This is a genomic window from Paenibacillus residui, assembly GCF_042677205.1.
Taxonomy (GTDB): Bacteria; Bacillota; Bacilli; order Paenibacillales; family NBRC-103111; genus Paenibacillus_L; species Paenibacillus_L residui.
Genome location: NZ_JBHTIU010000035.1, coordinates 1 through 23,260, shown reverse-complemented (window position 1 = coordinate 23,260; position 23,260 = coordinate 1). Strand labels below are relative to the sequence as shown.

Genomic DNA, 23,260 nt, shown 5'->3' with positions numbered 1-23,260 from the left:
GATCGTAGAAAGGAGAGAGAGTCGGAATGGCTATCCTGAAGCCAAGAAAATGGTCGGCAGGACGCCGTACTCGCCTTAAGCGGAAGCGGCGCAGAAGGAATATCATTCGCCGATCCATTGCCGGATCCGGCAAAGGAAGGCGCCTTCTGATCGGCAGAAGGCGCAGAGGCTTGGCGTCCGGGCATCGCAGGAGGATCCGTGTTCGCCGCTATCAGCTGCCTATACTGCCTGCCGGCGTCAATCTGATCGGCACGGGAAGGGCGGAGAGCGGAATCGGAGAGAGCCTGCGAGCGGCCGCCCGGGCGTTGACGGCCGCAGAGGTTCCTTTCGGCATCATCGAGATTCCGGGATCTCCTTCGCGGACGTCGGATTTATCGTGGATGCATAAGGAAATGAGCGAGCCTGTCTTTAGAGTCAACGTGCTCCATATGAACGCGGATTTTCTCAAGCCGTACCAGATGCATAACGGGCAAGTCTTTCATAACCATTTGAACATCGGGGTTTGGCACTGGGAGCTGTCCGACTTCCCCAACGAATGGTGCGACAGCTTCCGGCTTGTTCATGAAGTATGGGCACCGTCCCAGTTCGTACTGCAGTCCATTGCCCAGAAATCACCCGTATCGGTCGTCCACATTCCCCATTCGATCGAGGTGAGGGTTCCGAATGAACTGACACGCGCCCATTTCGGACTGCCGCATGATCGCTTCCTGTTCCTGTCTATGTACGATACGTTCAGCTTCGCCGAGAGGAAAAATCCTCTTGCAGCGATAGAGGCGTTCAAGCGGGCGTTCGATCGGAATGATCCGCGGGTGGGGCTGGTCATCAAGGTCAACAATCCGCATGCCGATATCATTTCCAGCGCGGGGATCGAATTGGCGAAGCTCAGAGGGGCGGCGGAAGGATGGCCGAACATTCATCTGATGGAGCGGGTGCTGGACCGGAGAGAGATCAATGCCTTGTTCAGTTTGACGCACAGTTACGTTTCCCTCCACCGTTCCGAAGGGTTCGGCCTGCCGCTGGCTGAAGCGATGTTCCTCGGCAAGCCCGTTATCGGAACCTATTATTCGGGCAATGTCGATTTTATGAACCATGACAATTCTTGCCCCGTCCAATACCGGCTGATCCCGGTCGGGCAAGATTACGGCCCGTACAAGGCTTATCAGGTGTGGGCCGATCCGGATATCGAACAGGCAGCGCATTATATGCGCCGGCTGGTAGACGATCACCCTTACTATCAAATGATATCCGTTCAGGGAGCCCATACGATCTACAGCCAATATTCTCCGGCTGCCGTTGGCCAGAGAATCAGGCAAAGATTACAGCAGCTCCATGTTCTTTGAATCCCCTTCGAAAAATGTTTCCGGCGGCAAGCAGAAAGAGACCTTGTCTTTTGGAATCTTGTCCTGCCGCCTCACCAGAGAAGCTCCGCAGCTCGGGGGCTAAGCGTCAGGTGGAGCGAGAATCTCCACCTGATTTCCCGATGCTGAAGGATCTTCCAAACGGCATCAGCAGGATGCCTTCACTTTCAGCCATGGGGAGGCGATGAAATGAACATGTCCCGACTTACCGTTCCCGTAGTCCTGTTTATTTTTAAAAGACCGGATGTTACCGAACAGGTTTTCAACGCCATACGGTCAGCCAGACCGACGAAGCTGTTTCTGATCGCCGACGGTCCCCGTCCTGACCAGCCGGGCGAAGCGGAGTTATGCTCCGCAACTCGCGCTGTTGTCAGTAGGGTGGATTGGCCATGTGAAGTATCGACCTTGTTTTCCCCGGTTAATTTGGGGTTGAATCAGCGGATAACATCTGGCTTAAATTGGGTGTTCAGTCAGGTGGAAGAAGCGATCATTCTGGAGGATGACTGTCTTCCGCATCCGACTTTTTTTCCGTTCTGTCAGGAATTGCTGAACCGGTACAGGAATGATGAGCGGATTATGATGATCTCCGGCAACAATTTTCAGAAGGGCCGCGGCCGGCTTGAAGCCAGTTATTATTTTTCCCGCTTGTTTCATATCTGGGGCTGGGCGACCTGGCGCAGGGCCTGGAACCACTACGATGACTCCCTCCGCCTGTGGCCGGAGATCAGCCGTAACGGCTGGCTGCAAAGTGTGACGAGCGATCCGAATGCCATCCGTTTCTTCCATAAGATGTATCAGGACCACCTGGACGGCAAGCATGTGCTGTCTTGGGATTATAAGTGGAATTTGTCCTGTTGGCTGCAGAACGGGCTGAGTGTGATGCCCAATGCGAATCTGGTAACCAACATCGGGTTCGGCCGAAGCTCCACTTATGCGCATGATGCGGATAGCGCGCTAGCGCATCTGCCGCTGGTGCCGATGAGCTTTCCGCTCGTTCATCCGCCGTTTATTATGGCGGACTCCCAGGCGGATCAGTATACCATGGAGCAGCAGTTCTATCTGCCGGAGCCCGATTCCGGGCCCGCTGCCGCTGCCGGTGCCCCTCCCGTTCTGGAAAGCCCGGTTACGCGCCTTGCCAAGAGACAACTGCGTCAGCGAAGACGAAGAATCCGCCGGGCGGGCATTTCCCGGAGACGGGCGCGGAGAACGAGAAGCGGCAGGGGAAGAGTCCGTTCGGTACGCTCGACGAGGAAGGCGGGAGCGGCCGCGATGTCCGGGCGAAGGAGGATGCGGCGAAGCCGGAGGAGAAGGGCCGGCTGACAGGCAGAGAATGCCATTCAGGCCGAAGGTCGGGTGTCCGTCTGTACAGAGGACCTTCTCCAGCCGGCTCTTTTATGCACAATGAAGTCCGAATGTACCGCTTCTATTTATAAGAGAGGGGAGAGTCCTTTTGGGTTTAGTCGATTACATGAAGGCGCAGCCTCTATATCATTTGCTGGCCAATCAGGCTTCGATACTGGAAGGAAATCTGCTTGAATATAACGATCCCGCAACAGCCGAGTCCCAGGTGCAATTTCTGCGGTATGCTCTGGCGAAGGCAAACCCTCGGAGAGTGCTGGAAACGGGAACGAACAAAGGGTATTTTTCTTATGTTCTATCGCATTTGGTAAGTCAGGTCGAGATTTTTACTTTTGATATGAATCCTCAATCCCAGGATTGCGTTCATCTGATCAACCAGCATCAATCCAATGTGCGGGTTCATTTTACATTCGGAGACACCAGGGTTACCCTGCCTTCGTTTCATCAGCCTGGAATCGGCTTCGCCTGGATTGATGGAGGCCATGATGAAGATACGGCGTACAATGATCTATTCCATGCGGTCCGGCTCGGAATTCCATATATTGCGATGGATGATGTGAAGCAGTTTCCCCATCTGGCCCACCCGATTGGCATGATCCTGACGAATTTTCCCCAATACCGTCAAGTGTTCAATCCGTTCTATGAAACGGATGCCCGCGGAGCCATATTGTTGTCGACTGTATGGAATTGATTGATTACGGATTGTGAGGAGGGATGAAGCTGTGGGAGCCATGGTCCGCAAAGCGGTGATTCCGGCGGCGGGTCTCGGGACCCGTTTTCTTCCGGCCACGATAGCGATGCCCAAGGAGATGCTGCCGATCGTCGATAAGCCGGCTATTCAATATATTATTGAGGAAGCGGCGGCCTCCGGCATCCAGGATATTATCGTTGTGACGGGCAAGAGCAAGCGTTCCATTGAGGATCATTTCGACCGTAATCTGGAGCTGGAGCTTCTGCTGGCGGAGCGCGGCAAGGATTCGTTATTGCATAAAGTAAGGGAAGTAGCACAATTAGCGGACCTCCATTATGTCAGGCAGAGGGAGGCAGTTGGTCTTGGGCATGCCATATGGTGTGCGCGGAAATTTATCGGGGATGAGCCGTTCGCGGTCCTGCTGGGAGATATGATCATAGATGCACCGGTTCCGTGCCTGAAGCAGTTGATCGATGTGTATGAGCAGCACGGACATTCCTGTCTGGGAGTGGAGCAGGTCCTGCCATCGGAAACGGAGAAGTACGGGATCATAGACGGAACACAGTGCGGGGAACGCCTCTATTCGGTAGATCGCTTGGTGGAGAAGCCCATGGAGAATCCGCCGACGAATTTGGCCATCTCGGGAAGATATATTTTGGAGCCGGACATTTTTCCAATTCTGGAACGAACCCAGAGAGATGCAGGGGGAGAAATTCAGTTAACCGATGCGCTGCAGATGCTGGCGAAGCATCATACGTTACTAGCTTATCAATACGAAGGAAGATTGTTTGACGTCGGGGATAAACTTGGATTTCTGAAGGCAACGGTGGAGTTTGCCGCCCGCAGGGAGCTGCTTGGAACGGAATTCCGCCATTTTCTGCGCAGGTTCGTTCTGCAGACGGAGGAAGAAGGCGACGGAAGAGGGGAGAACGGATGAAAGCAGTCGTAACGGGAGCGGCAGGCTTCCTGGGCTCGGAGCTTACCCGGCAATTGATCCGGGAAGGGTATCAGGTGATAGCCATCGATAATTTGAGCACCGGTCTAAGGGAACGTCTGCAGGAGCTGGAGGCGCATCCGTCCTTCCAGTTTATTAATGCGGATGTGTCTTCGCCGGAAATGGCCGACCTTGAGAACGTGCAGGGGGTAGAGGAGATTTATCATTTGGCCTCCCCTGCATCTCCCCGATTCTATCAAGCTTATCCGTTGGAGACAATTGCCGCAAATACGCTGGGAACGAAACGGATGCTCGATTTCGCACGAACTTGGAACGCCAAGCTGCTGTACACGAGTACAAGCGAGGTTTATGGGGATCCCGAGGTTCATCCCCAATCCGAGGAATACCGCGGGCATGTCACGACCATGGGTCCCAGAGCCTGTTATGACGAATCGAAGCGGCTGGGGGAAGTGTACTGTTATGAGTATTATTCGAGATGGGGAGTTCGGGTTGCCATCGCCCGGCTATTCAATACTTATTCGGCCGCTCTGCGTAACGATGACGGAAGGGTAATTTCCAACCTGGTTACGCAGGCGCTGACCTCACAGCCGATGACGGTATACGGGGATGGCAGTCAGACCCGCTCCTTCTGTTATATAGATGATACGATTCGCGGGCTTCGTTCCATGATGAGGGAGGCTGCGGCCGATGGAGAGGTCATAAATCTTGGAAATCCCGGGGAGATTTCCATTCTCGATTTGGCCCGGCTGATTCGGAAGCTGGCGGGATCGGATAGTCCGATTATCTTCCGGCCGCTTCCGAAGGACGATCCGAAGCAGCGAAATCCCCGTATCGATAAGGCGATTAAGCTGTTGAACTGGAGGCCGAGCGTCACATTAGAAGAAGGCCTCAGACGGACGATCGCCGCTTATCGCTCTGTCCTGTCCAAGGAGGGAGCGGAATGAAGATAGTCTGCATCGGAGCCGGTTATGTGGGCAGCGTAACTGCGGCTGCATTAGCGGCGTTAGGTTACAAGACAACGGTTGTGGATATGGACCGGATGAAGGTCGAACAGATAGCCTTGGGAAACAGCCCGATCTATGAGCCGGGGCTGGGGGAATTGATAAAGATGACAGCAGGGAGGACATTGTTCTCCTCGATGTCCTATGAAGCCGTCCGGGAGGCCGATGCTGTGTTTATCTGCGTCGGAACTCCCTCGGCTCCCGGGGGCTCGGCCGATTTGACTTATTACCGTCAAGCGGTATCCTCCATTGCACGGCATCTGGATCCCGCTAGGCTGACGGTGATTGTGAACAAATCGACTGTGCCCGTAGGTACGGCAGGGCTTGCGGTTTCCTTGCTGGAAGACGAAGGATGGGAGGCAGGCAGGCAAGTATCCGTCGTCAGCAATCCCGAATTTCTGCGCGAAGGCTTGGCCGTTGAGGATGTTTTCCATCCGGAAAGAATCGTCGTCGGGGTGAGCGACAGGCGGTCGGGCGAAATAATGCGAGACTTGTATCTCCCATTCATAGAGCGACGCTATCCCGAAGCCCTGCAGGCCTTCCTCAAGGATCATTATCCCCGGAACAAGACGCGGAGCGCATATATGGAGACCGATCCGCGGAGCGCCGAGCTGATCAAATATGCCTCCAACGCTTTCCTGGCGGTGAAAATAAGCTACATTAACGAAATTGCCCAGGTTTGCGAAGCACTTGGAGCCAATGTCAGGGAAGTAGCGCGGGGAATGGGGTTGGATTCGCGGATCGGCAGCCGGTTTCTGCAGGCATCCAGCGGGTGGAGTGGAAGCTGCTTCCCGAAGGATACGTCCGAGCTGCTGGCTACGAGCGCCAAATATGGCTGCGAGCTGACGGTAGTGCGAGCGGCCGTAGAAGCCAATCAGGCGATGCATCGTTACGTGGTCGCCAAGATCCGCCGCCGGCTGAGAAGTTTGTACGGCAAGACGGTAGGGATCCTGGGTTTGACCTTCAAGCCGGATACCGATGACGCGCGGATAACCCAGGCGGCTTCTATTATCCGGCAGCTGGCGGAGCTTGGGGCGGATATTAAAGCCCATGATCCCCAAGGCATTCCCATGTTCCGGAGAGTGAACCCCGATTTGCCTGTCCGGTACTGCACATCGTTAGAGGAAACGGCGGACCGTTCGGATGCACTCGTCCTTCTAACCCATTGGCAAGAGTACATCGAACCGGATTGGGAGCAGATTCGTTCCCGGATGAGGGGAAGCTATCTGCTGGATACCCGGAATGTATGGGATGCCGGCCAATTAAGGGAGATGGGCTTTCAGTATGAAGGAATCGGGCTTGGCGATTCGTCGGAATAGGGCTGTTGTTACGTAAAAGTCGTTTAACCTTTACAGAAGTACTATCATAAGATAATGGTGTGAGAATAAGGGGGGATCGGTATGCAATCTCGAGTGACCGCCATAATCGAGCATATGGCCAAATCACACGGAGAACTGGCGGATATTATCGAATCTGCCCGTTATATTACGGTCAACATGGCTCAGGTGATTGAGGCCATTCCCGATGTTCAGATGAATTTTCAGGGAGTGGAGGCCGTAACCCAGCATTCTCTTGGAGTAACCAAAAATTTGACCTCCTATCTTAACATATTAGCTGATCTACAGGAGGCTATCGCGGATAATTTAACCGTTGTGATGAAAGAAATAGAACCGGCGGGCGAGGAATAAGGTCCAAGGAGGGGAGCGTATTGGAGAGGTCGGACTCTTACTTGTATATGCTGGATTCTACGGCCAAGATGCAGCATAACATCTCGGTAATGCTGGAAGCGAAGGCCGTTGAAGCGGAAAAGTCCAGAAAGTGGATTAATCAGCATATTCATCCTTCGTATTTCGAAGAGGATCATGAATCCCAAGTGAAGCTTTCTCTTGAATTTCATGAACAGGTGGTTGATTTGCTGAGTGGAATGACCAAGCTTGAAATGGGGCTGGCCCGAAATTTGCGCATTATACTGGGCCATGAAGGGAATGAGCAGCCCGCATTCGGGGGAGGATTTTTTGACATGGGCGGTAACGGACAATGACTTTTCTGGAAAAGAAAAACGAGCTTAAGCTGAATATTCTGGAATCGCTGGTCCGCAGCCAGGGGGCGGTAGCAGCCATGCTGGAAGGCTTGGCCGAAACGGCCCGTTGGACGGACGGGGATACCGAACTGGCGGAGAAATATTTGAAGGAAATTGCCGGCTACCAGCGAGTGCTCGCGGAAAGGCTGCTTACTCTGAAAGTCCGCGAGGTGTATAGAGGCAAGCCGGCATCCCCCTGGCTTGCCTCGGAATGTATGTGCCGCAGAGATTCGTGAAGGCTACCACGGGGTGCGCAGCACGATTTTACCGATATTTTCGTTGCGCTCCATTCGCTCATGGGCCTCGTTAACCTGCTCCAGCTCCCAGACGGAATCGATGACAGGCTGCATTCGTCCTTCCGCGAAGCGGCGGGAGGCGAATTCGTTAAATTGCCGGGTGAGCTCGATTTTTTCCGTTACCGGACGGGAGCGAAGAGTCGAGCCGATCAGCTGAATTCTGCGCATCAACAGCCGGTTTAAATCGAGATTTTGAATATGGCTTCCGCCCATGAGGCCGATTAGAACAAGGCGGCCATTGACGGCAAGGCAATCGAGATTCTGCTCGAAGTAGGAGGCTCCAATCAAATCCAGAATCAGGTCGACGCCTAGTCCCCCGGTAGCCTCCTTAACTTGGGGAGCGAAGGGTCCCTCCTTATAGTTGATCGCTTTGTGGGCTCCAAGCCGAAGACAAGCCTCTAATTTCTCAGGGCTCCCCGCCGTGACGATCGACACGGCGCCCGCCTCCCGGACAAGCTGAATGGCTGCGCTGCCGACACCGCTAGCTCCCGCATGAATCAGTACGGTGCTGCCTTCCCTTAAGCCTCCCAGCATAAACAGGTTCAAGTAGGCTGTCAGGAAGACCTCGGGTACGGCCGCCGCTTGTTCATAGCTCCACCCGTCGGGAATCGGCATGGCCATTCCTGCAGGAATGCTGACCTTCTCCGCGTACCCGCCCCCCGGCAGCAGGGCGAATACCCGGTCACCCGGCTTCCAATCCTTGACGCTGCCGCCTACTTGCACCACTTCTCCGGCCATCTCCAGCCCCAGGATAGGGGAGGCTCCCTTAGGCGGAGGGTATAAGCCCCTCTTTTGCATCAGATCCGCGCGGTTTAACGCCGTTGCTTTCACCTGGACGATCAGACCGTCTGCTTCAAGAACAGGATCCTCCCATTCCCGGATTTTCAAGAGACGAGTTTCGGGATCCAACCATACAGCTTTCATTGTTTTCCTCCTGTTTAAGCTTATTGAAGCCTAATCATTATCTTTCAACTATTCTACCCTTCCTTCCTTATTTCGCAAACTTAACAGGAAGTCCTCCCCATCGGATCAACAGGCCTGCTTGGACAAGCCCGCCGCCAAAGCCGTACAGCATTACGCGGTCACCGGGCTTTATTTTGCCGTCCCTTACCGCTTGGTCCCAAGCAAGAGGGATGGTGGCCGCGGAGGTGTTGCCGTAATGGACAAGGCTGTACAAAGTTCTGTCCATCGGGAATCCGCTCTTCTCGCAGATGGATTCAATCATTCGCAGGTTGGCGCTGTGCGGAATGAACCAATCCACATCCTCAAGCTCAAGTCCGCTGTTCTCTGCTACTTTCCGCATCCCGGCAGGAACAGTGGTAACCGCCCATTTGTACACTTCTCGTCCGTTCTGGACGAACAATCCGGAATCCTTGAGCGGATTACCGTTAAGGTTCTTCGCCAGGCCCGTTCGGTAAACAAGAGAGCCTCCATTTCCGTCCGTATCAAAATGATAACCGAGAAAGCCGGATTCCGGCTGTCTCTCAACAAGCGCTGCGCCTGCTCCGTCTCCAAACAGGATACATGTGGTCCGGTCAGTATAATCGGTAATTTTAGACATGGTGTCTCCAGCGACGACCAAAATTTTGCGATGCATTCCGGAGCGGATCATTGTATCCGCAAGGTGCAGCCCATAGACAAATCCGGCGCAGGTGGCATTCAAGTCCATGGCTCCAGCCTGTTCAATGCCGAAACGGCTCTGCAGCATGGAGGATACCATAGGGAAAGGCAGATCGGGTGTATGGGTGCAGGCGATAATGAAATCGCAATCCCGGACTTCCTTATTATACTGCTTCATCATATGTGCCACTGCATTAGCACACAGGTGGCTCGTAAACTGATCCTCGGAAGCTATCCTGCGTTCCTTGATTCCCGTTCTCTGCACAATCCATTCATCGCTTGTGTCGATCATTTGTTCCAACGCCTTATTATCAAGAATTCGTTCCGGGACGCTGCTTCCGATGGCCGTAACGGCAGCATGATGGGACATGATCATCGCTCCTTTTTCTCTACATTAATTTGAAATTCCAACCTTTATTGGGACCAACTATTATCACTAGGTACTAATATTAGGTTACAAAAAAATCACACCATCGTCAATTTCTTTTTAAAGCGTCCCCGGTTTACCTTCCACTCGCCAGACATAATTAAGCATATTTTTCCGCTGAATGCACAAACTACGAACGACTATTAAGTCTAAACACCATATGAAGGGGCTGATAAAGTGAATCTATATCCTGTTAAAAAAGTGGCGCTGACCCTCGTTCTGGTTTCGGCTGCGGCTGTGTTAAGCTTAACCGGCTGCGGAGCAGAGACCAGACAAGGAGCGACTCCGATTAACCAAAGGGGACTGGATCAAGCTAATCCGTATGGAGAGAATCGGGTGGGGGACGGAACGATCCCCAATGCGACGACGACTCCGTACAATACTAACGACCGGGTGATGGAAAGAAGCCGGATCAATGCCAATTCCACGATGGAGATGAGCCAACAAGTCGCCGATGCCGTCGCTTCCTTGGATGAGGTGGAGACCGCCAATGTGCTTATTACCGATAACAATGCCTATGTAGCCGTAAACCTGCATACGGGCTCCTCAGTAGCAAACACCGATCAGGCCAACCCGTCCATCATTGGAGACGTCACTCCGGAAGTGAAGCAAAAAATAGCCGATAAAGTTAAGTCGGTGAACGCCAATGTTAAAGACGTTTATGTTTCAGCCAATCCGGATTTTGTCGAGCGGATGAATGTATACGCGAAGGATTTTCAGGAAGGCCGCCCCTTGAGCGGTTTCGTGAAAGAATTCAGCACGATGGTCGAGCGTATTTTTCCAACGAGAGTGACTACCGATCAACCGGCTGTGACGCCTTAGCGGTCGCCTATTTTTAGGGAACAAAGCACCAACATTGCTAGCCTTTCATAGTATAAATTTGACTGTATCCCTTTACCTTGTAACTTATATAAATCCCGAGCAAGGAGGGGTGACACATCTATGAAGGGCAGCGATCATAAGAGCAAGTTTTTGTTAACTCACCGTGAACGAGAAGTCTTTGAACTGCTGGTCCAGGATAAAACGACCAAGGATATCGCGCAGCAGCTGTTTATCAGCGAGAAAACTGTGCGAAATCATATATCGAATGTCATGCAAAAATTAAATGTTAAAGGTCGTTCACAAGCGGTAGTTGAGCTCATTAAGCTAGGGGAAATAAAAATTTAAGGGCAAGCCATGCAAGGCGGTTTCGGCCAGAAGCCTTTCCTTCTGTTCTCCCGTTCCGGGGGGGAGAGCAAGGGGAAGGCTTTAATTTGTCCGATTTTCGAGAGTATAGCAGCCTGACCTCCTCTTTTCGTTTGGCGCGACTTCAACTCCTAAACCCCCCCTCGAGCATAAGCTAACAGCAGAACTTTATCCAAAACGAGTATGACCCTAAGGGAAAAAGAAATGTGCTCCGATGTCATTCCATTTTACCTTTTTCCGATTACCTCTCCATCGCGATTCCGATTGGTTTCCCCGATGCCTTCGGACTATTATCCCCTTGCCTCAGAACAGGTTGAACGTTCCGGATTCCATCGATTCCGAATGGTTTCCCCGATGCCTTTGGACAATTATCCCCTTGTCTCAGAAAGGATGAGCACTTCGGATTCCATCGATTCCGAATGGTTTCCCCGAGGTCTTTGGACATTATCCACTAGTCTCAGAAAAGGATGAACGTTCCGGATTCCATCGGCTGGGCTCCAAACATTGTTCAAAATTAATACAGATAACCCGAAATAGTCTCCTCCCATAGTAGTTCGAGCCAATTTACTCCCCAGAACATTCTGAACGAATGGGATAATAGTCAAAAGATCTCGAGAATGAGACTATTCAGCATGAGCGTTACTGAGCAAATGGGATAACAGTCAAAGGGGCGGCGAAGGAGGTACAAGTCTAAGTACAAAAGCTGCTGAGTGAATGGGATAGCGACCGAAAGGACAAAGAACGAGGGACTGAGAAACTGAGTAACTGGGTAACTGAGTAACTGAGTAACTGAGTAATTGGGATAACCGTCAAAAGAACTCGAGAATGAGACTATCCAGCATGAGCGTTACTGAGCAAATGGGATAACAGTCAAAGGGCCGGTGAAGGAGGTACAAGTCTAAGTACAAAAGCTGCTGAGTGAATGGGATAGCGACCGAAAGGACGAAGAACGAGGGACTGAGAAACTGAGTAACTAGGTAACTGAGTAACTGAGTAATTGGGATAACCGTCAAAAGAACACGAGAAGGAGACAAAACAGCATGAGCGTTACTGAGCAAATGGGATAACAGTCAAAAGGGCGGTGAAGGAGGTACAGGTCTAAGTACAAAAGCTGCTGAGTGAATGGGTTAGCGACCGAAAGGACAAAGAACGAGGGACTGAGTAACTGAGTAACTGGGATAACCGTTATAATACTTTGGTTCAGTTAACATAATGCATCTAGTGGTGGTTTCTTTCCAAGTACTACGGAAAAGAAGGGACGAAATTCGTGAACGAAGAGTAGGGCGATCAGTGCAGGCTTTTGGGAGAGAGGCAAATCTCGTTGCCGGGGCTGAAGATTAACGGTACAATAAAAGGTAAAACCTACTGGAAAGTACAGGAGAATGTAACATGACAGAATGGTATGAAAAAAGCTTCGGGGAAGATTATTTAATGGTTTACAAGCACAGAGACATGCAGGAGGCCCGGGAGGAGGTCGGACGAATGATCGGCTGGCTGGACCTGGAGCCGGGGGCTTCCGTATTTGATCTGTGCTGCGGAATGGGGCGTCACTCCTTGGCTCTGGCCGATCTGGGATTCCGCGTGACCGGTATGGATTTGTCCGAGGCACTGCTCCGTGAGGCGAAACGCCGGGACACGGAAGGCCGCATTGACTGGCTGCAGGGAGATATGAGAGAGGTGCCGGCAGACGGGGGCTACGATGCTGTTGTCAACTGGTTTACCTCCTTCGGCTATTTTAATGATGACCGGGAGAATACCAAGGTGCTTGGCGAGATTAGCCGTTTGCTGGTGTCGGGCGGGCGATTTCTGATCGATTATTTGAACGCGGAGCATGTCGCCCTTAATCTGGTTCCGCATTCCGTGCGGGAAGAAGCGGGATTAATCATCGATGAGAGAAGAACGATCGAGGATGGATATGTGCGCAAACAAATCACCATCTCCGAATCCGGGCGCAGGGACCGGAGTTATATGGAACAGGTCAAGCTTTACCGGCTCGAGGATTTTGACCTCATGTGTAAGGAAGCCGGACTGATGATCCAACAAGTCTACGGGGACTACCAAGGGGCGGACTATGATGAGAAAACCTCTCCTCGGCTGATCATGATCGGGCGGAAAGCAGGAAGTGGCCGATGAGCCGTATAGATGATCTCTTAGCGATGGACCCGCCCGAGCCTGGAATGCCGATTCGGGTGAAAGTACCTCTTCCCTTCCCCCTTAGATGGGTTAACAGCTATCTGGTTCGGGGACGTGACGGCTATACTTTGATTGATCCCGGTTTACATACCCCCGAAGCGGAGCAGGTGTGGGAGGAAGCATTAAGGAAGTACGGAATAGGCTACGGCGATATTGAGCGGATCGTTCTGACCCATCATCACCCCGACCATTACGGGTTGGCCGGATGGTTTCAGGAGCGGAGCGGGGCTCCCGTATGGATTTCGGAGGAAGGTCAACGGCAGGCGGAACGGATGTGGTCCGGTAGCTTCCCGATGAACGGACAAATTTATGATTTGTTTATTCATCATGGAATGGATGAGGACACAGCGGCCAAGCTTCACGGGCATTTCGAAAGCTTCCTTCCGCTCGTCCATCCCATGCCTGCTCAAGTAAGCTTTTATAACCTTGAACAACCGTTCCTTATAGGGACACGGAGTTGTGAAATGATTCATACCCCCGGCCATGCTTACGGCCATGTCTGCTTTTATGACCGGGAGCGGCAAGAAATGTTCTGCGGTGATCATGTTCTGCCGAGAATCTCTCCCAATGTCAGCTTCATTCCCGACACGGAGGATAATCCTCTGCACTCTTACCTGAACAGCTTGTCTGAAATGAACAGGTACGAAGTGAGATGGGCTTACCCCGGTCATCGGGATCCTTTCGATTCGTTCGCTGAAAGGGCAGTGGCCTTGATCAAGCATCATGAAGAACGTCTTGCGGAGATGGAGGAGCGCTTGCGGAGTACGTTAACGGTCTATCAGCTGTGCCGCGAGGTCTTCGGAGAGCGGCTGACGATGCACCAGCTTCGCTTCGCCATGGCTGAAACGCTGGCTCATGTTATATATTTGCACAGGGCCGAGCGTGTAGCCGAGCAGACGCAAGACGGCATCCATCTATATACAAGCAGCAAAAAATAAGTCTGGGAAGGCGTGTCCCCAGACTTGTTTTTTTGCTATATTTCCGATCCGTCCGTAGGCTCCGCCTGACGGGCGTTCTTCTCCTCCGCAATCTTCTGTTTATTATGGGCGATGCTGCTTGCAGCGGACGCTGCGATCGCTCCGACGATATCATCGAGGAACGTATGGACCATCGGGCCGCCCTTTTTGTTCAGTTTGCCGATGATTCCCGGCTTCACTTTATCCAAATATCCGAAATTGGTAAAGCCGATACTTCCGTATATGTTGACAATGGATAAAGCCAGCACTTCATCGCAGCCATACAAGCCTTCATCATTCTCAATCATATCCTGCAGAGGGGAGAACAGCTTGCCCTGGTCCGCTAATAAATCCAGCTGGATTCCAGTCAGCACGGCATTCTGAACTTCCCGCTTGGCCAGCACTTTCTCCACACTTGCCAAGCATTCCTCCAAAGTCAAATCGCTATAATATCCTTGCTGAAGATACATAACCAGTTCCGCGATGTCCGTCCTTTGCACGCCCCGTTTATGAAGCCAGTCATTCATGGCTTGCTCTACTTTCCGGCTGTCCAGACTGTATTTTTTCATAACCGGATCCCCCTTCCTCTAGTTCCTTTTCTATCGATTTCGGCACTATAGTCCATTAAGGCTGCCAGGGCCGCCTTCTTCCGGAAACACGTTTTACTATTGTGGACAAAAAGTAGTTATAAAATGCGGGACAGCTCGTATACATATTACTACATTAACCACACTGGAGGAGGTAAAAACAATGGCCGTAACGAAAGGGGTGCGCAGGGCTGCCATTACTGGAGCCATCATCTTGCTGGTCACGGGTTGTTCCGCTAACAAGTCGGAAGAGAGCCAATTTATAGATCCGCCGCCGGTTAGCGCCGAAGAGATGATGAACCGGACGGTTAACGAAACGGCAGCTCAGGAACAGGCCGGTAATACGTTCAGGGCAACTTTATATTTCAAGGATGACAAAGGGTTTGTCGCGCCGATCAGCTTGAATCTTCCCTGGGAGGAAGGGATTGCAAGAAAATCGCTTGAGTACATGGTGGAAGGCGGACCAGGAGAGGCGCTTCTTCCCGAAGGCTTCTCCGCTCTGCTTCCGGCAGGAACGCAAATGACGGTAAATATCGATCAGGAAACCAAGACGGCTTCAGTAGATTTCAATAAATCGTTCCAAAATTATAAGAAAGAGGATGAGCGCAAGCTGCTGGAGGCCATTACTTGGACGCTGACCGGATTCCCGACGGTTGAGCAGGTGGAATTGAGCATCAACGGCAACCCGCTAACGGAAATGCCGGTCGATCACACTCCGATCAATGGGGCTCTGAGCCGGGATCTGGGCATCAATATGGAGGTCGCAAGCGGGGTCAATCTTGGCCGCTCGACTCCGGTCACTCTCTATTTCCTGAAAAAAGCATCCGACGATTTCACCTACTTCGTCCCTGTGACACGTATGGTAGACCGGACAGACAACATCGTTCAGGCCGCCGTGGAGGAGTTGATTAAAGGCCCGGGTGCCAATAAAGGAATGCTGCCGGTGCTGTCCGCCTCAGCCAAGGTGTTGGAAGTGGAGAACTCGGAGGATAACGAGCTCGTAACGATTAATTTTGATGCCAGTTTGTTGAATGAAAACGACAAGACGACTCCCGAAGCGGTCAATTCGATCGTTCTGTCGGTCACTGAAAATACGGGAGCCAGCCAGGTTCAGATTCTGGTGGATGGCGAAGCCAAGGTCAGTGCAACCGACGATCAAAACTATGCAAAGCCGGTCAGTCGTCCTGCCCACGTCAATGATCTGAAGATGTAATGATGCGGCGAAAAGGGGAGTTCGGGCTTCCTTTTTCGCCTTCGGATGATTTTCCTCATAGGCTTTGGTAAAATGAGGTATACTCTAATTGTGTAATTGTGCTATCTAGCAAGCTTAGGAGGACTTCATGAATGAGAATTGACGGAAGACAGTACGACCAACTTAGACCCCTGTCTCTGACTCCCCATTATGTTAAATATGCGGAAGGATCTGTGCTCATAAGTGTCGGAGAGACGAAAGTGCTCTGCAACGCTACCGTAGAGGACAGGGTTCCTCCGTTTATGAAAGGGCAGGGCAAGGGCTGGATAAATGCCGAGTATTCGATGCTCCCGAGAGCAACCCAGGTCCGTAACCAGCGGGAATCGGTGAAGGGCAAGCTGGGCGGCCGGACGATGGAAATCCAGAGGCTGATCGGGCGTGCTCTGCGCTCGGTCGTTGATTTGGAGCGTTTGGGTGAGCGAACCATTACGCTGGACTGCGACGTCATCCAAGCGGATGGGGGCACCAGGACGACCTCAATTACCGGAGCTTTTGTCGCTATGGCCATAGCGGTTGATAAATTGTTCAAGAACCAAGCATTATCCGCTTACCCGATAACTGATTTTCTGGCTTCGGTCAGTGTGGGGATCGTCAACCAGCAGGTTTGCCTGGATTTAAACTATGCTGAGGATTCCTCGGCCAAGGTAGATATGAATGTGGTGATGACGGGCTCCGGCAAATTCGTAGAAATTCAAGGGACCGGGGAAGAGGCCCCATTCTCCAGAACCGAATTGGATGGGCTGCTTGCAGTGTCCGAAGCCGGAATCCGGCAGCTGATCGAAGAACAGAAGAAGGTGCTGGGCGATATCGCCTCCCGCATCGGGGTGGGAAATCATGCAACCAGTTAAAGAAAAGACCTTGGTCATCGCCACCGGCAATCCCGGCAAGGTTAGGGAATTTGCCAACTGGTTTCAACCGCTGGGATGGACGGTGCGGAGCCTGGCCGATTACGACCAGTTGCCCGACATTGTTGAAGATGGTGAAACGTTTGCCGATAACGCTTGGATTAAAGCAAGCACTATAGCGGACGTTCTTCGGGTTCCTGTCTTGGCGGACGATTCGGGCCTATGCGTCGATGCTTTAGACGGTGCCCCCGGTGTATATTCGGCGCGTTATTCCGGAGAGAATGCATCGGATAGCGCCAATAACGCCAAGCTGTTGTCCGAGCTGAATAAGCTTGCAGCCGAAGCATCCCCGGGAGACGGGCATCCCGAATGCCTCAGTGAAGCCAGCTTCGTCTGTGCGCTTGTGCTTTATGATCCCGCCACAGACACGAAGCATCAGGCGGAAGGACGCGTGCCGGGTTATATTCTGAAGCAAGCCAGAGGGAATCGGGGATTCGGTTACGATCCCTTGTTCTACTTGCCGGAATATCATTGCTCCATGGCGGAATTGTCCCTCGATGAGAAAAACCGGATCAGCCATCGGGCCAGAGCATTGCAGAGCTTATTCGAGCAATTGAAAAAATAAAGCATGAACTCGCCGATGATCATTTTTAAACTCCAAAGAGTGCAGCAGCAACAAGAATATCAAGGCTGGTTCCACTTTAGGTGCCTGCCCGCCGTTCAGCGAGAAAGGTCGGCTTACGGACGATCATGGTTCCGCCCAGGGTGTTAAAGCCCGGGCGGTTTTTTTTGTGGATTCAGTTTCTGTCTCGTACTTTGATCGATGTAACATTTCAAGCTTCTTCCATTCGGCGATCGGTCTCTCCCATTTCTTCGAACATAGCGGAAGAACTCGCCATAGGAATTGGCTGCATATGCTTTTCTCATAAAAATATGCATAAACCAGAAAGTTCATGTCTGTCCATGCTACAAAACCCTTTCGGCCCTCAGCCGGCCACCTCCAAGCTGCATTCCAACCGTTTATTGACACTGGTGGAAAGCGCTGAACGGGAAGCAGATCAGGGCTCCCGACGAATGATGTGGCTGTTGCCTTCTGTGAGCCTGGAGGCGGGGAATATTTTTCGCACCGGCAGTACAATAAGAGCAGCTGCGAATGCTTTGATAGCATCACCTGGCAGGTAAGGGTAGCAGCCGATCGCGAGCGCTTTGCCGAAAGATATTTTACTTGAATAAGCAAGCCAAGGGATACCCGTAACGTACAGCAAAAGCGAACCGAATGCGAACATAACTACGAAGATCAGGATGAATGCGGCCACACCTCTTCCCTGAATTCGGTTGACAAAGAAACCTATAAGCAAAGCGGATATCGGATATGCCCATATAAAACCGCCGGTGGGCCCAAAGATCAGTCCCGGACCTCCCGCTCCGTGCAGCAGTGGAAAACCGAGGGTGGTTAACACAACTACCGTCCCGATACTTATCAATCCATAGCGGGCGCCGAGGATGGCACCTGCCAGCATTACGGCGAAATTTTGCAGAGTAATGGGTACAGGGGAAAAACCGGTGTAAATTGTTACAAAACTGAGGACGACCAATAAAGCAGCGAACATTGCGCTGAAGGTCAACCCGCGAACCGTAACGGCCGAAGTTTTCATTGCATATTCTCCTTTCGTTTGTTAACCTTGTTTATGTATTTAATGGTTAACAATTCGCATTTTATCACAAAGACTACATATGGAAAAGAGGTTCCGGGAAAATCGTGGAATCGGTGGACGGGAAGTTTTTGCTAGAAGGAGCATCGGTATATTTTCGAAAAGGGAGCGGAAGTCATGAAGTGCTCGCCGATATTCATATCTCCATCTCTAAAGGAGAATGGATCGGGATTGTTGGGCGCAATGGCAGCGGAAAGAGCACTCTGGCTAAAGTTCTATCCGGTAGCTGTCCTCTTTCGGCGGGTACGATAAAGCAGGGATGGGTCAACGGAAGGCGGATAGGAATGATCGGGCAGCAGCCGGATGCGCAAATCGTCGGCGAAACTCTATACGAGGATGTTTGTTTTCTTATGGAAAATGAGGCCGTAGAGCCTGCAAAAATGCCGGACAAAGCAGAGCAGGCGCTCAGCCGTGTTGGTTTGAATTTGCCTCTCGACCATCCGGTTGGAGAGCTATCCGGAGGGCAGAAGCAGCTGCTGGCTGTAGCCGGCTGGTTGGTTACGGATACGGCTGTGCTTGTCTTTGACGAAGCGACAGCCATGCTCGATCCGGCTTCCCGGCTTAATGTGCTTCATATTGCGCAAGAGCTTAAGCGAGCGGGGACGACCATCATCTGGATTACCCAATGGATGGAGGAGCTGGCCTGGGCGGATCGGGTAGTAGCGCTGGACCGCGGGAAGCTTGTGTTCGATGGGACAGTCCCCTCCTTTTTCTACGGAGAAGATGTGACAGCGCAAGACAGAGACAGAAGCCGGGAAAATCATTCGCATGCGGATGACGTTACCCCCTGTCAGCGACTAGGGTATGAGCAGCCGTATGCCGTACAAGTGGCCCGGTCCTTGCGGAAGCGGAACATTCGCCTTCCTTCGTGGCCTGTAACTGTGGAACAACTTGGCGAGGCGGTGGACAATTATGGATCTACGGCTTGAAGGCATCGGCGTTACTTCGCCGAAGCATAAGGAGACATGGCTGCTCAGGGAAGTTACGTCAACCTTGCACAGCGGATCTCTAACTTTGCTGGTAGGACGTACAGGCGCCGGAAAATCAACGCTGCTGGATATTGTGGCCGGATTGACGGAGCCATCGGAAGGGACGATAGCGTTAGGGGGAGAGCCTTTCTGGAATAGGGGCCGGATAAGCCGGGACATTCTCCGCAGAAGCGCCCTGGTATTTCAAAGCCCCGAGCAGCAGCTATTCGCCCGGACCGTTCTGCAGGAGTTCAAATATTCGTTGAAACCGCTCCGCCTGTCCCCGGAGGAAGAGAAGCGAAGGATAGCCCAGGCGCTTTCGATAGTTGGGCTTCCTGAAGAGCTTCTGGAGGAAAATCCGTTAACGCTTAGCGGGGGGCAGAAGCGAAGAGTTGCTCTGGCTACAGCCTTTGCCTGCCGCCCGGAGTGGCTCCTGCTGGATGAACCGACCGCAGGCCTGGATGGGGAAGGGCTGGGATCGTTTGCCCGGTACATTGAAACGTGGAAGAGGGAAACCGGTGCCGGAATAGTACTGGCTACGCATGATCTGGATACTTTCCTCCCTATGGCGGATTTTGTATGGATTATCAATGACGGAAAGGTATCCGCGACAGTACCCGGCGAGGAATTGCTGCGCCGCCCGGAGCTGCTGCTGGAGGCCGGCCTGCTGCCTCCGGACGGGCTGCGGGCGGCCGAGCTGCTGAAGCGGCAGGGGCTTAAGCTGCCGTCAGGCTGGCTTGCGCCGGAGCAACTGGCCGCCGCAATCGCGCTTGCTCTTCATGCGCGGGCAGGAAGCGACGCCGCCGCGCAGGAAAACGGCCCGTCGCCGATAGCCGGTGCCACTGCGCAAGGGTATGACCCGGCACTGATAGCGGGTCCTACCGCGCAAAACGGCCTTGCGCAAGGAGATAGCGCCACCGCACAAGGCAAAAGTAATGCATCTGTAGTCGGCACTACCGCCCAAGGCACCAAGAATGCATCTGTAGTCGGTACTACCGAGCGAGGCAATGAGCCCATGCCGGGAGTCGGCAATGACCCGTGTGTCGCCAAGCCTGTTCCGGCAGCTACGGCAGCTTCCCGGGAAACGGCAAGCGTGACGAAGCCGGCCACCGGAGCCCCGGTCAAGAGCTGGCTGCAAAGCTGCGATCCCCGTTCCATATGGGTCGTATATATGTTAATATCCGTAGGGATCTTGCTGCAGCGCTCTTGGGCGGGGGTTGCCGCCGGGTTAATCATTACGGCTGCCGCGCTGGTTGGGGCAAAAGCCGGGTGGAGGCCTGTCCGCCGACTGGCTTCAGGCTTTTTACTGTTTATGGTCCTCTCTTCCGTTGTGGCCGGGTTACGGCTATCCGTGCATGGAACTGATGGATTTCATCTGTCCATCGGCTTTTCCATGCAGGCTGCTCAGCAAACAATGCTGCAGCTTTCCCGAATCTGGTGTCTGCTGCTGATCGGAGCCCTGCTCCCCTTGGCTGTCGGCTCCATGAGAATGAAGCAGGGATTGGAGCAAGGTTTGTCCTTCTTGAAACGTATCCGGCTTCCGGTGGAAGCCTTGGCTCTGTCCGTTGCTCTGGTCTTTCGATTTATTCCTCTAATTTTCTCGGAATGGGAACGCTTCTCAAGAATTGCAAGAGCAAGAGCGAAATCCGGGAGCAAGCCCGGACGAATAGCCTTGCGTGAACTACCCGCAGTTCTTATCCCCTTGCTTGCCTCTTTGCTTCATTTGGCTGATCAATTTTCATCGGCGATGGAGATTAGAGGATATACCGGAACCGGGATGAAGCGCACTTCCGGTGTTATGCTGAAAATAGAGGCGAAGGATTGGACTTTCATCGCTTGCGGCCTGTTCATATTCGCCATGCTTTTCCTCATCCGGCAATGGAGTTAACAAACATACAATCCTGCGAGCAAGAGCCGCAGGATTTATTTTTGCCGGTAATCCATACATTCTTCAGTCCATTGACAAAAACTATATAAAATATATAATGGTATATGACCATATGTTCATATTTAAATATACTCTTTGAAAGAGGGTCATGAAAATGTTGAAAAGAGATGTGGATGTTCTTGTTATTGGAGCGGGACAAGCTGGACTTGCTGCGGGATATTTTTTACAACAAACCGGCATCTCCTATTTAATCATAGACAAAAACGAGGAAATAGGGGCAGTTTGGAAATCAAGATACGATTCTCTGGTTTTATTTACTCCGAGACACTACAGCTCCTTGCCCGGGTTAGCAATGACAGGAGAGGGGAATGGTTACCCAAGCAAAGATGAGGTGGCTCGATATTTACAAACTTATGCCAAAAGGTTTTCTCTCAATATACAGCTAAATACGGAACTTATTCGTTTACAGCAGGACGGTTCCGGGTTCCGTTGTTGGACTGCTTCCGGAGTCATTCAGGCAAGAAGGATCATAGTCGCCACAGGCCCTTTTCAACGCCCTTATGTTCCCGGCTTTTCTCAGGAAGTTCCGATGTCCGTTAGGCAGTTACATTCCACCTCTTACCGTAATTCAACCCAATTGCAGGAAGGCGCCGTCCTTGTTGTCGGCGGAGGAAACTCGGGGGCACAAATCGCTGCAGAATTAGCAGGGGAGAGAGAAGTTTATTTATCGGTGGGTCATCGAATGAAATTCCTTCCGCTTCAGTGGTTGGGAAAAAGCGTCTTTTGGTGGCTGGATAAGCTGGGTCTATTGAGAGCGGATGGAAATTTATTCTGGGGACGAAAGCTTCGGCGGATGGAAGACCCGGTATTCGGAAGCCCCATCCCCCAGTTGATCCGAACCGGACAAGTCCGCATGAAACCAAGGGCAGTAAGGATTAGTTCTGGAAAAATTGAGTTTGAAGATGGTACGAAGTTGAGCCCGGATAACGTCATTTGGGCAACCGGCTTCCGTCCGGATTATTCATGGCTGGAGATACCCGGGGTATTAGACGAGAATGGTCGTCCGGTCCATAGCCGGGGGGTTAGTACAACTGTTCCAAATCTATATTATGTAGGATTACCTTGGCAATATAATCGCGCCTCCGCCTTGTTAACCGGGGTTGGGAGTGATGCGGAATATATCGTTAATCATTTGCGAACAAATATGTGATACGTTTGCATACTAGGCTGTCAACCATTGTCTGGTTTCGCGAAACTGGGTAAGACCGGTATCTCCATGCACCGCGCTTGTTCCTTTTCAAAGTGCAACTCATTTTCTTTAACCATACCTTTTGTTGAATTCTTTACCCAGAAATATTACATATATCCCTTTTCGCAAGCTTCTGACTGTTATCCCCTTCGCTCAGAAAATAAACGGCGCGACGTTCTGTTAGATAGTAACCATCAACGACCCCAACTAACCAAACTAACCCAACCATTGCAACTTTGGCATTTCGTCAGAAATATCCCTGGATCAAATGTGCAACATTAATAAAGGAATAAATTTACATACATATGAAAACTAACTATATTCCCCTGACCACACATAAAAGCTCTGAATGCACATCAAACCCTGACTACACATAAAAGCTCTGAGCGCACATAAAAACCTGACTACACATAAAACCCTAAATGCACATAAACCAATCCCACCCCTGTGATCAAACCGAGTCATGGGGGATAGGATACTCTTTTCGATGTTTATGGCCTTTCCATCGATGTCCTTAAACAAGCACGGGCGAGATGTTCAAAAATAGGGACGTTCTGCAACTGCTTATTCAAACGAAAACAGAATTCATCCAGGTAATGCTGTAAATACTTCGGTCCGATCCCGTTAAATACTCGATT

General features: G+C 51.9%; 23 protein-coding genes. 19 read left to right on the top strand and 4 right to left on the bottom strand.

Features of this window, described 5'->3' with window-relative positions; all coding sequences use genetic code 11:
• The first annotated feature begins 26 nt into the window (after positions 1-26).
• The 9 genes from ACFQ03_RS11370 to ACFQ03_RS11330 all read left to right on the top strand — a co-directional run bounded on the left by ACFQ03_RS11370 (position 27) and on the right by ACFQ03_RS11330 (position 7,680).
• Positions 27-1,340 carry a glycosyltransferase family 4 protein gene (locus ACFQ03_RS11370; RefSeq protein ID WP_379288212.1) on the top strand — a complete coding sequence of 438 codons (1,314 nt, stop codon included), beginning with the start codon at positions 27-29 and terminating at the stop codon, positions 1,338-1,340.
• Between the two features lie 207 nt (positions 1,341-1,547).
• Positions 1,548-2,678, top strand: coding sequence for a glycosyltransferase family 2 protein (locus ACFQ03_RS11365; RefSeq protein ID WP_379288210.1), 1,131 nt, complete (start codon positions 1,548-1,550; stop codon positions 2,676-2,678).
• 130 nt (positions 2,679-2,808) lie between these two features.
• Positions 2,809-3,408, top strand: a complete 600-nt coding sequence (locus tag ACFQ03_RS11360) for a class I SAM-dependent methyltransferase (protein ID WP_144939921.1) — start codon at positions 2,809-2,811, stop codon at positions 3,406-3,408.
• Between the two features lie 40 nt (positions 3,409-3,448).
• Positions 3,449-4,345: a UTP--glucose-1-phosphate uridylyltransferase GalU gene (gene galU / locus ACFQ03_RS11355; protein ID WP_144939945.1), complete on the top strand. Its 897-nt coding sequence runs from the start codon at positions 3,449-3,451 to the stop codon at positions 4,343-4,345.
• Positions 4,342-5,307, top strand: coding sequence for an SDR family NAD(P)-dependent oxidoreductase (locus ACFQ03_RS11350; RefSeq protein ID WP_144939919.1), 966 nt, complete (start codon positions 4,342-4,344; stop codon positions 5,305-5,307). The genes galU and ACFQ03_RS11350 overlap by 4 nt, the downstream gene beginning before the upstream one ends.
• Positions 5,304-6,683 (top strand): UDP-glucose dehydrogenase family protein, encoded by a 1,380-nt coding sequence (locus ACFQ03_RS11345; protein ID WP_379288207.1) that lies wholly within the window; start codon positions 5,304-5,306, stop codon positions 6,681-6,683. Before ACFQ03_RS11350 ends, ACFQ03_RS11345 begins: the two co-directional genes overlap by 4 nt.
• Before the next feature lie 81 nt (positions 6,684-6,764).
• Entirely contained in the window at positions 6,765-7,052 is a 288-nt protein-coding gene (locus tag ACFQ03_RS11340) for a nucleoside-diphosphate sugar epimerase (protein ID WP_144939915.1), read from the top strand.
• Positions 7,053-7,072: 20 nt separating this feature from the next.
• On the top strand, positions 7,073-7,405 hold the full coding sequence (locus ACFQ03_RS11335) for a restriction endonuclease subunit S (RefSeq protein ID WP_144939913.1): 333 nt from the start codon (positions 7,073-7,075) through the stop codon (positions 7,403-7,405).
• Complete coding sequence (locus ACFQ03_RS11330) at positions 7,402-7,680, top strand: hypothetical protein (protein WP_379288205.1); 279 nt, start codon at positions 7,402-7,404, stop codon at positions 7,678-7,680. The genes ACFQ03_RS11335 and ACFQ03_RS11330 overlap by 4 nt, the downstream gene beginning before the upstream one ends.
• A 3-nt stretch (positions 7,681-7,683) precedes the next feature.
• Here ACFQ03_RS11330 and ACFQ03_RS11325 read toward each other — a convergent pair whose 3' ends face one another.
• Positions 7,684-8,664, bottom strand: a complete 981-nt coding sequence (locus tag ACFQ03_RS11325; RefSeq protein ID WP_144939909.1) for an NAD(P)H-quinone oxidoreductase — start codon at positions 8,662-8,664, stop codon at positions 7,684-7,686.
• A 67-nt stretch (positions 8,665-8,731) separates the two neighbouring features.
• Positions 8,732-9,736 carry a ketoacyl-ACP synthase III gene (locus ACFQ03_RS11320; RefSeq protein ID WP_144939907.1) on the bottom strand — a complete coding sequence of 335 codons (1,005 nt, stop codon included), beginning with the start codon at positions 9,734-9,736 and terminating at the stop codon, positions 8,732-8,734.
• A gap of 228 nt (positions 9,737-9,964) precedes the next feature.
• Between ACFQ03_RS11320 and ACFQ03_RS11315 the strand changes: the two genes are divergently transcribed.
• From ACFQ03_RS11315 to ACFQ03_RS11300, 4 genes are all read left to right on the top strand, one after another.
• Positions 9,965-10,609: a YhcN/YlaJ family sporulation lipoprotein gene (locus tag ACFQ03_RS11315; protein ID WP_144939905.1), complete on the top strand. Its 645-nt coding sequence runs from the start codon at positions 9,965-9,967 to the stop codon at positions 10,607-10,609.
• A gap of 120 nt (positions 10,610-10,729) precedes the next feature.
• A complete protein-coding gene (locus tag ACFQ03_RS11310) occupies positions 10,730-10,954 on the top strand; it encodes a helix-turn-helix domain-containing protein (protein WP_144939903.1) in 225 nt (74 codons plus the stop codon).
• 1,407 nt (positions 10,955-12,361) lie between these two features.
• On the top strand, positions 12,362-13,105 hold the full coding sequence (locus ACFQ03_RS11305) for a class I SAM-dependent methyltransferase (protein ID WP_144939901.1): 744 nt from the start codon (positions 12,362-12,364) through the stop codon (positions 13,103-13,105).
• Complete coding sequence (locus tag ACFQ03_RS11300; RefSeq protein WP_379288201.1) at positions 13,102-14,103, top strand: MBL fold metallo-hydrolase; 1,002 nt, start codon at positions 13,102-13,104, stop codon at positions 14,101-14,103. The genes ACFQ03_RS11305 and ACFQ03_RS11300 overlap by 4 nt, the downstream gene beginning before the upstream one ends.
• 35 nt (positions 14,104-14,138) lie before the next feature.
• Here ACFQ03_RS11300 and ACFQ03_RS11295 read toward each other — a convergent pair whose 3' ends face one another.
• Entirely contained in the window at positions 14,139-14,690 is a 552-nt protein-coding gene (locus ACFQ03_RS11295) for a phosphatidylglycerophosphatase A family protein (RefSeq protein ID WP_379288199.1), read from the bottom strand.
• A gap of 181 nt (positions 14,691-14,871) precedes the next feature.
• Between ACFQ03_RS11295 and ACFQ03_RS11290 the strand changes: the two genes are divergently transcribed.
• From ACFQ03_RS11290 to ACFQ03_RS11280, 3 genes are all read left to right on the top strand, one after another.
• A complete protein-coding gene (locus ACFQ03_RS11290; protein WP_144939895.1) occupies positions 14,872-15,921 on the top strand; it encodes a GerMN domain-containing protein in 1,050 nt (349 codons plus the stop codon).
• Positions 15,922-16,052: 131 nt separating this feature from the next.
• A complete protein-coding gene (gene rph / locus ACFQ03_RS11285; protein ID WP_144939893.1) occupies positions 16,053-16,808 on the top strand; it encodes a ribonuclease PH in 756 nt (251 codons plus the stop codon).
• Positions 16,795-17,430, top strand: a complete 636-nt coding sequence (locus ACFQ03_RS11280) for an XTP/dITP diphosphatase (protein WP_379288196.1) — start codon at positions 16,795-16,797, stop codon at positions 17,428-17,430. The genes rph and ACFQ03_RS11280 overlap by 14 nt, the downstream gene beginning before the upstream one ends.
• 433 nt (positions 17,431-17,863) lie before the next feature.
• Here the strand turns inward: ACFQ03_RS11280 and ACFQ03_RS11275 are convergent, their stop codons facing one another.
• Positions 17,864-18,460 (bottom strand): biotin transporter BioY, encoded by a 597-nt coding sequence (locus tag ACFQ03_RS11275; RefSeq protein ID WP_144939889.1) that lies wholly within the window; start codon positions 18,458-18,460, stop codon positions 17,864-17,866.
• 104 nt (positions 18,461-18,564) lie between these two features.
• On the opposite strand from ACFQ03_RS11275, the gene ACFQ03_RS11270 reads away from it, so the two are divergent.
• From ACFQ03_RS11270 to ACFQ03_RS11260, 3 genes are all read left to right on the top strand, one after another.
• Positions 18,565-19,446, top strand: coding sequence for an energy-coupling factor ABC transporter ATP-binding protein (locus ACFQ03_RS11270; RefSeq protein ID WP_379288194.1), 882 nt, complete (start codon positions 18,565-18,567; stop codon positions 19,444-19,446).
• Entirely contained in the window at positions 19,430-21,373 is a 1,944-nt protein-coding gene (locus ACFQ03_RS11265) for an ATP-binding cassette domain-containing protein (protein WP_379288192.1), read from the top strand. Before ACFQ03_RS11270 ends, ACFQ03_RS11265 begins: the two co-directional genes overlap by 17 nt.
• Before the next feature lie 157 nt (positions 21,374-21,530).
• Positions 21,531-22,583, top strand: coding sequence for a flavin-containing monooxygenase (locus tag ACFQ03_RS11260; protein ID WP_379288242.1), 1,053 nt, complete (start codon positions 21,531-21,533; stop codon positions 22,581-22,583).
• Positions 22,584-23,260 lie beyond the last annotated feature (677 nt).

Excerpts from the sequence above, each read along its gene's own strand:
- ACFQ03_RS11310 (WP_144939903.1), top strand. The coding sequence starts at position 10,730 with ATGAAGGGCAGCGATCATAAGAGCAAGTTTTTGTTAACTCACCGTGAA.
- ACFQ03_RS11365 (WP_379288210.1), top strand. The coding sequence starts at position 1,548 with ATGAACATGTCCCGACTTACCGTTCCCGTAGTCCTGTTTATTTTTAAA.
- ACFQ03_RS11370 (WP_379288212.1), top strand. The coding sequence starts at position 27 with ATGGCTATCCTGAAGCCAAGAAAATGGTCGGCAGGACGCCGTACTCGC.
- ACFQ03_RS11300 (WP_379288201.1), top strand. The coding sequence starts at position 13,102 with ATGAGCCGTATAGATGATCTCTTAGCGATGGACCCGCCCGAGCCTGGA.
- ACFQ03_RS11325 (WP_144939909.1), bottom strand. The coding sequence starts at position 8,664 with ATGAAAGCTGTATGGTTGGATCCCGAAACTCGTCTCTTGAAAATCCGG.
- ACFQ03_RS11290 (WP_144939895.1), top strand. The coding sequence starts at position 14,872 with ATGGCCGTAACGAAAGGGGTGCGCAGGGCTGCCATTACTGGAGCCATC.
- ACFQ03_RS11295 (WP_379288199.1), bottom strand. The coding sequence starts at position 14,690 with ATGAAAAAATACAGTCTGGACAGCCGGAAAGTAGAGCAAGCCATGAAT.
- ACFQ03_RS11350 (WP_144939919.1), top strand. The coding sequence starts at position 4,342 with ATGAAAGCAGTCGTAACGGGAGCGGCAGGCTTCCTGGGCTCGGAGCTT.
- ACFQ03_RS11275 (WP_144939889.1), bottom strand. The coding sequence starts at position 18,460 with ATGAAAACTTCGGCCGTTACGGTTCGCGGGTTGACCTTCAGCGCAATG.
- ACFQ03_RS11265 (WP_379288192.1), top strand. The coding sequence starts at position 19,430 with ATGGATCTACGGCTTGAAGGCATCGGCGTTACTTCGCCGAAGCATAAG.
- ACFQ03_RS11345 (WP_379288207.1), top strand. The coding sequence starts at position 5,304 with ATGAAGATAGTCTGCATCGGAGCCGGTTATGTGGGCAGCGTAACTGCG.
- ACFQ03_RS11330 (WP_379288205.1), top strand. The coding sequence starts at position 7,402 with ATGACTTTTCTGGAAAAGAAAAACGAGCTTAAGCTGAATATTCTGGAA.
- ACFQ03_RS11320 (WP_144939907.1), bottom strand. The coding sequence starts at position 9,736 with ATGATCATGTCCCATCATGCTGCCGTTACGGCCATCGGAAGCAGCGTC.
- ACFQ03_RS11340 (WP_144939915.1), top strand. The coding sequence starts at position 6,765 with ATGCAATCTCGAGTGACCGCCATAATCGAGCATATGGCCAAATCACAC.
- galU (WP_144939945.1), top strand. The coding sequence starts at position 3,449 with ATGGTCCGCAAAGCGGTGATTCCGGCGGCGGGTCTCGGGACCCGTTTT.
- ACFQ03_RS11280 (WP_379288196.1), top strand. The coding sequence starts at position 16,795 with ATGCAACCAGTTAAAGAAAAGACCTTGGTCATCGCCACCGGCAATCCC.
- ACFQ03_RS11305 (WP_144939901.1), top strand. The coding sequence starts at position 12,362 with ATGACAGAATGGTATGAAAAAAGCTTCGGGGAAGATTATTTAATGGTT.
- rph (WP_144939893.1), top strand. The coding sequence starts at position 16,053 with ATGAGAATTGACGGAAGACAGTACGACCAACTTAGACCCCTGTCTCTG.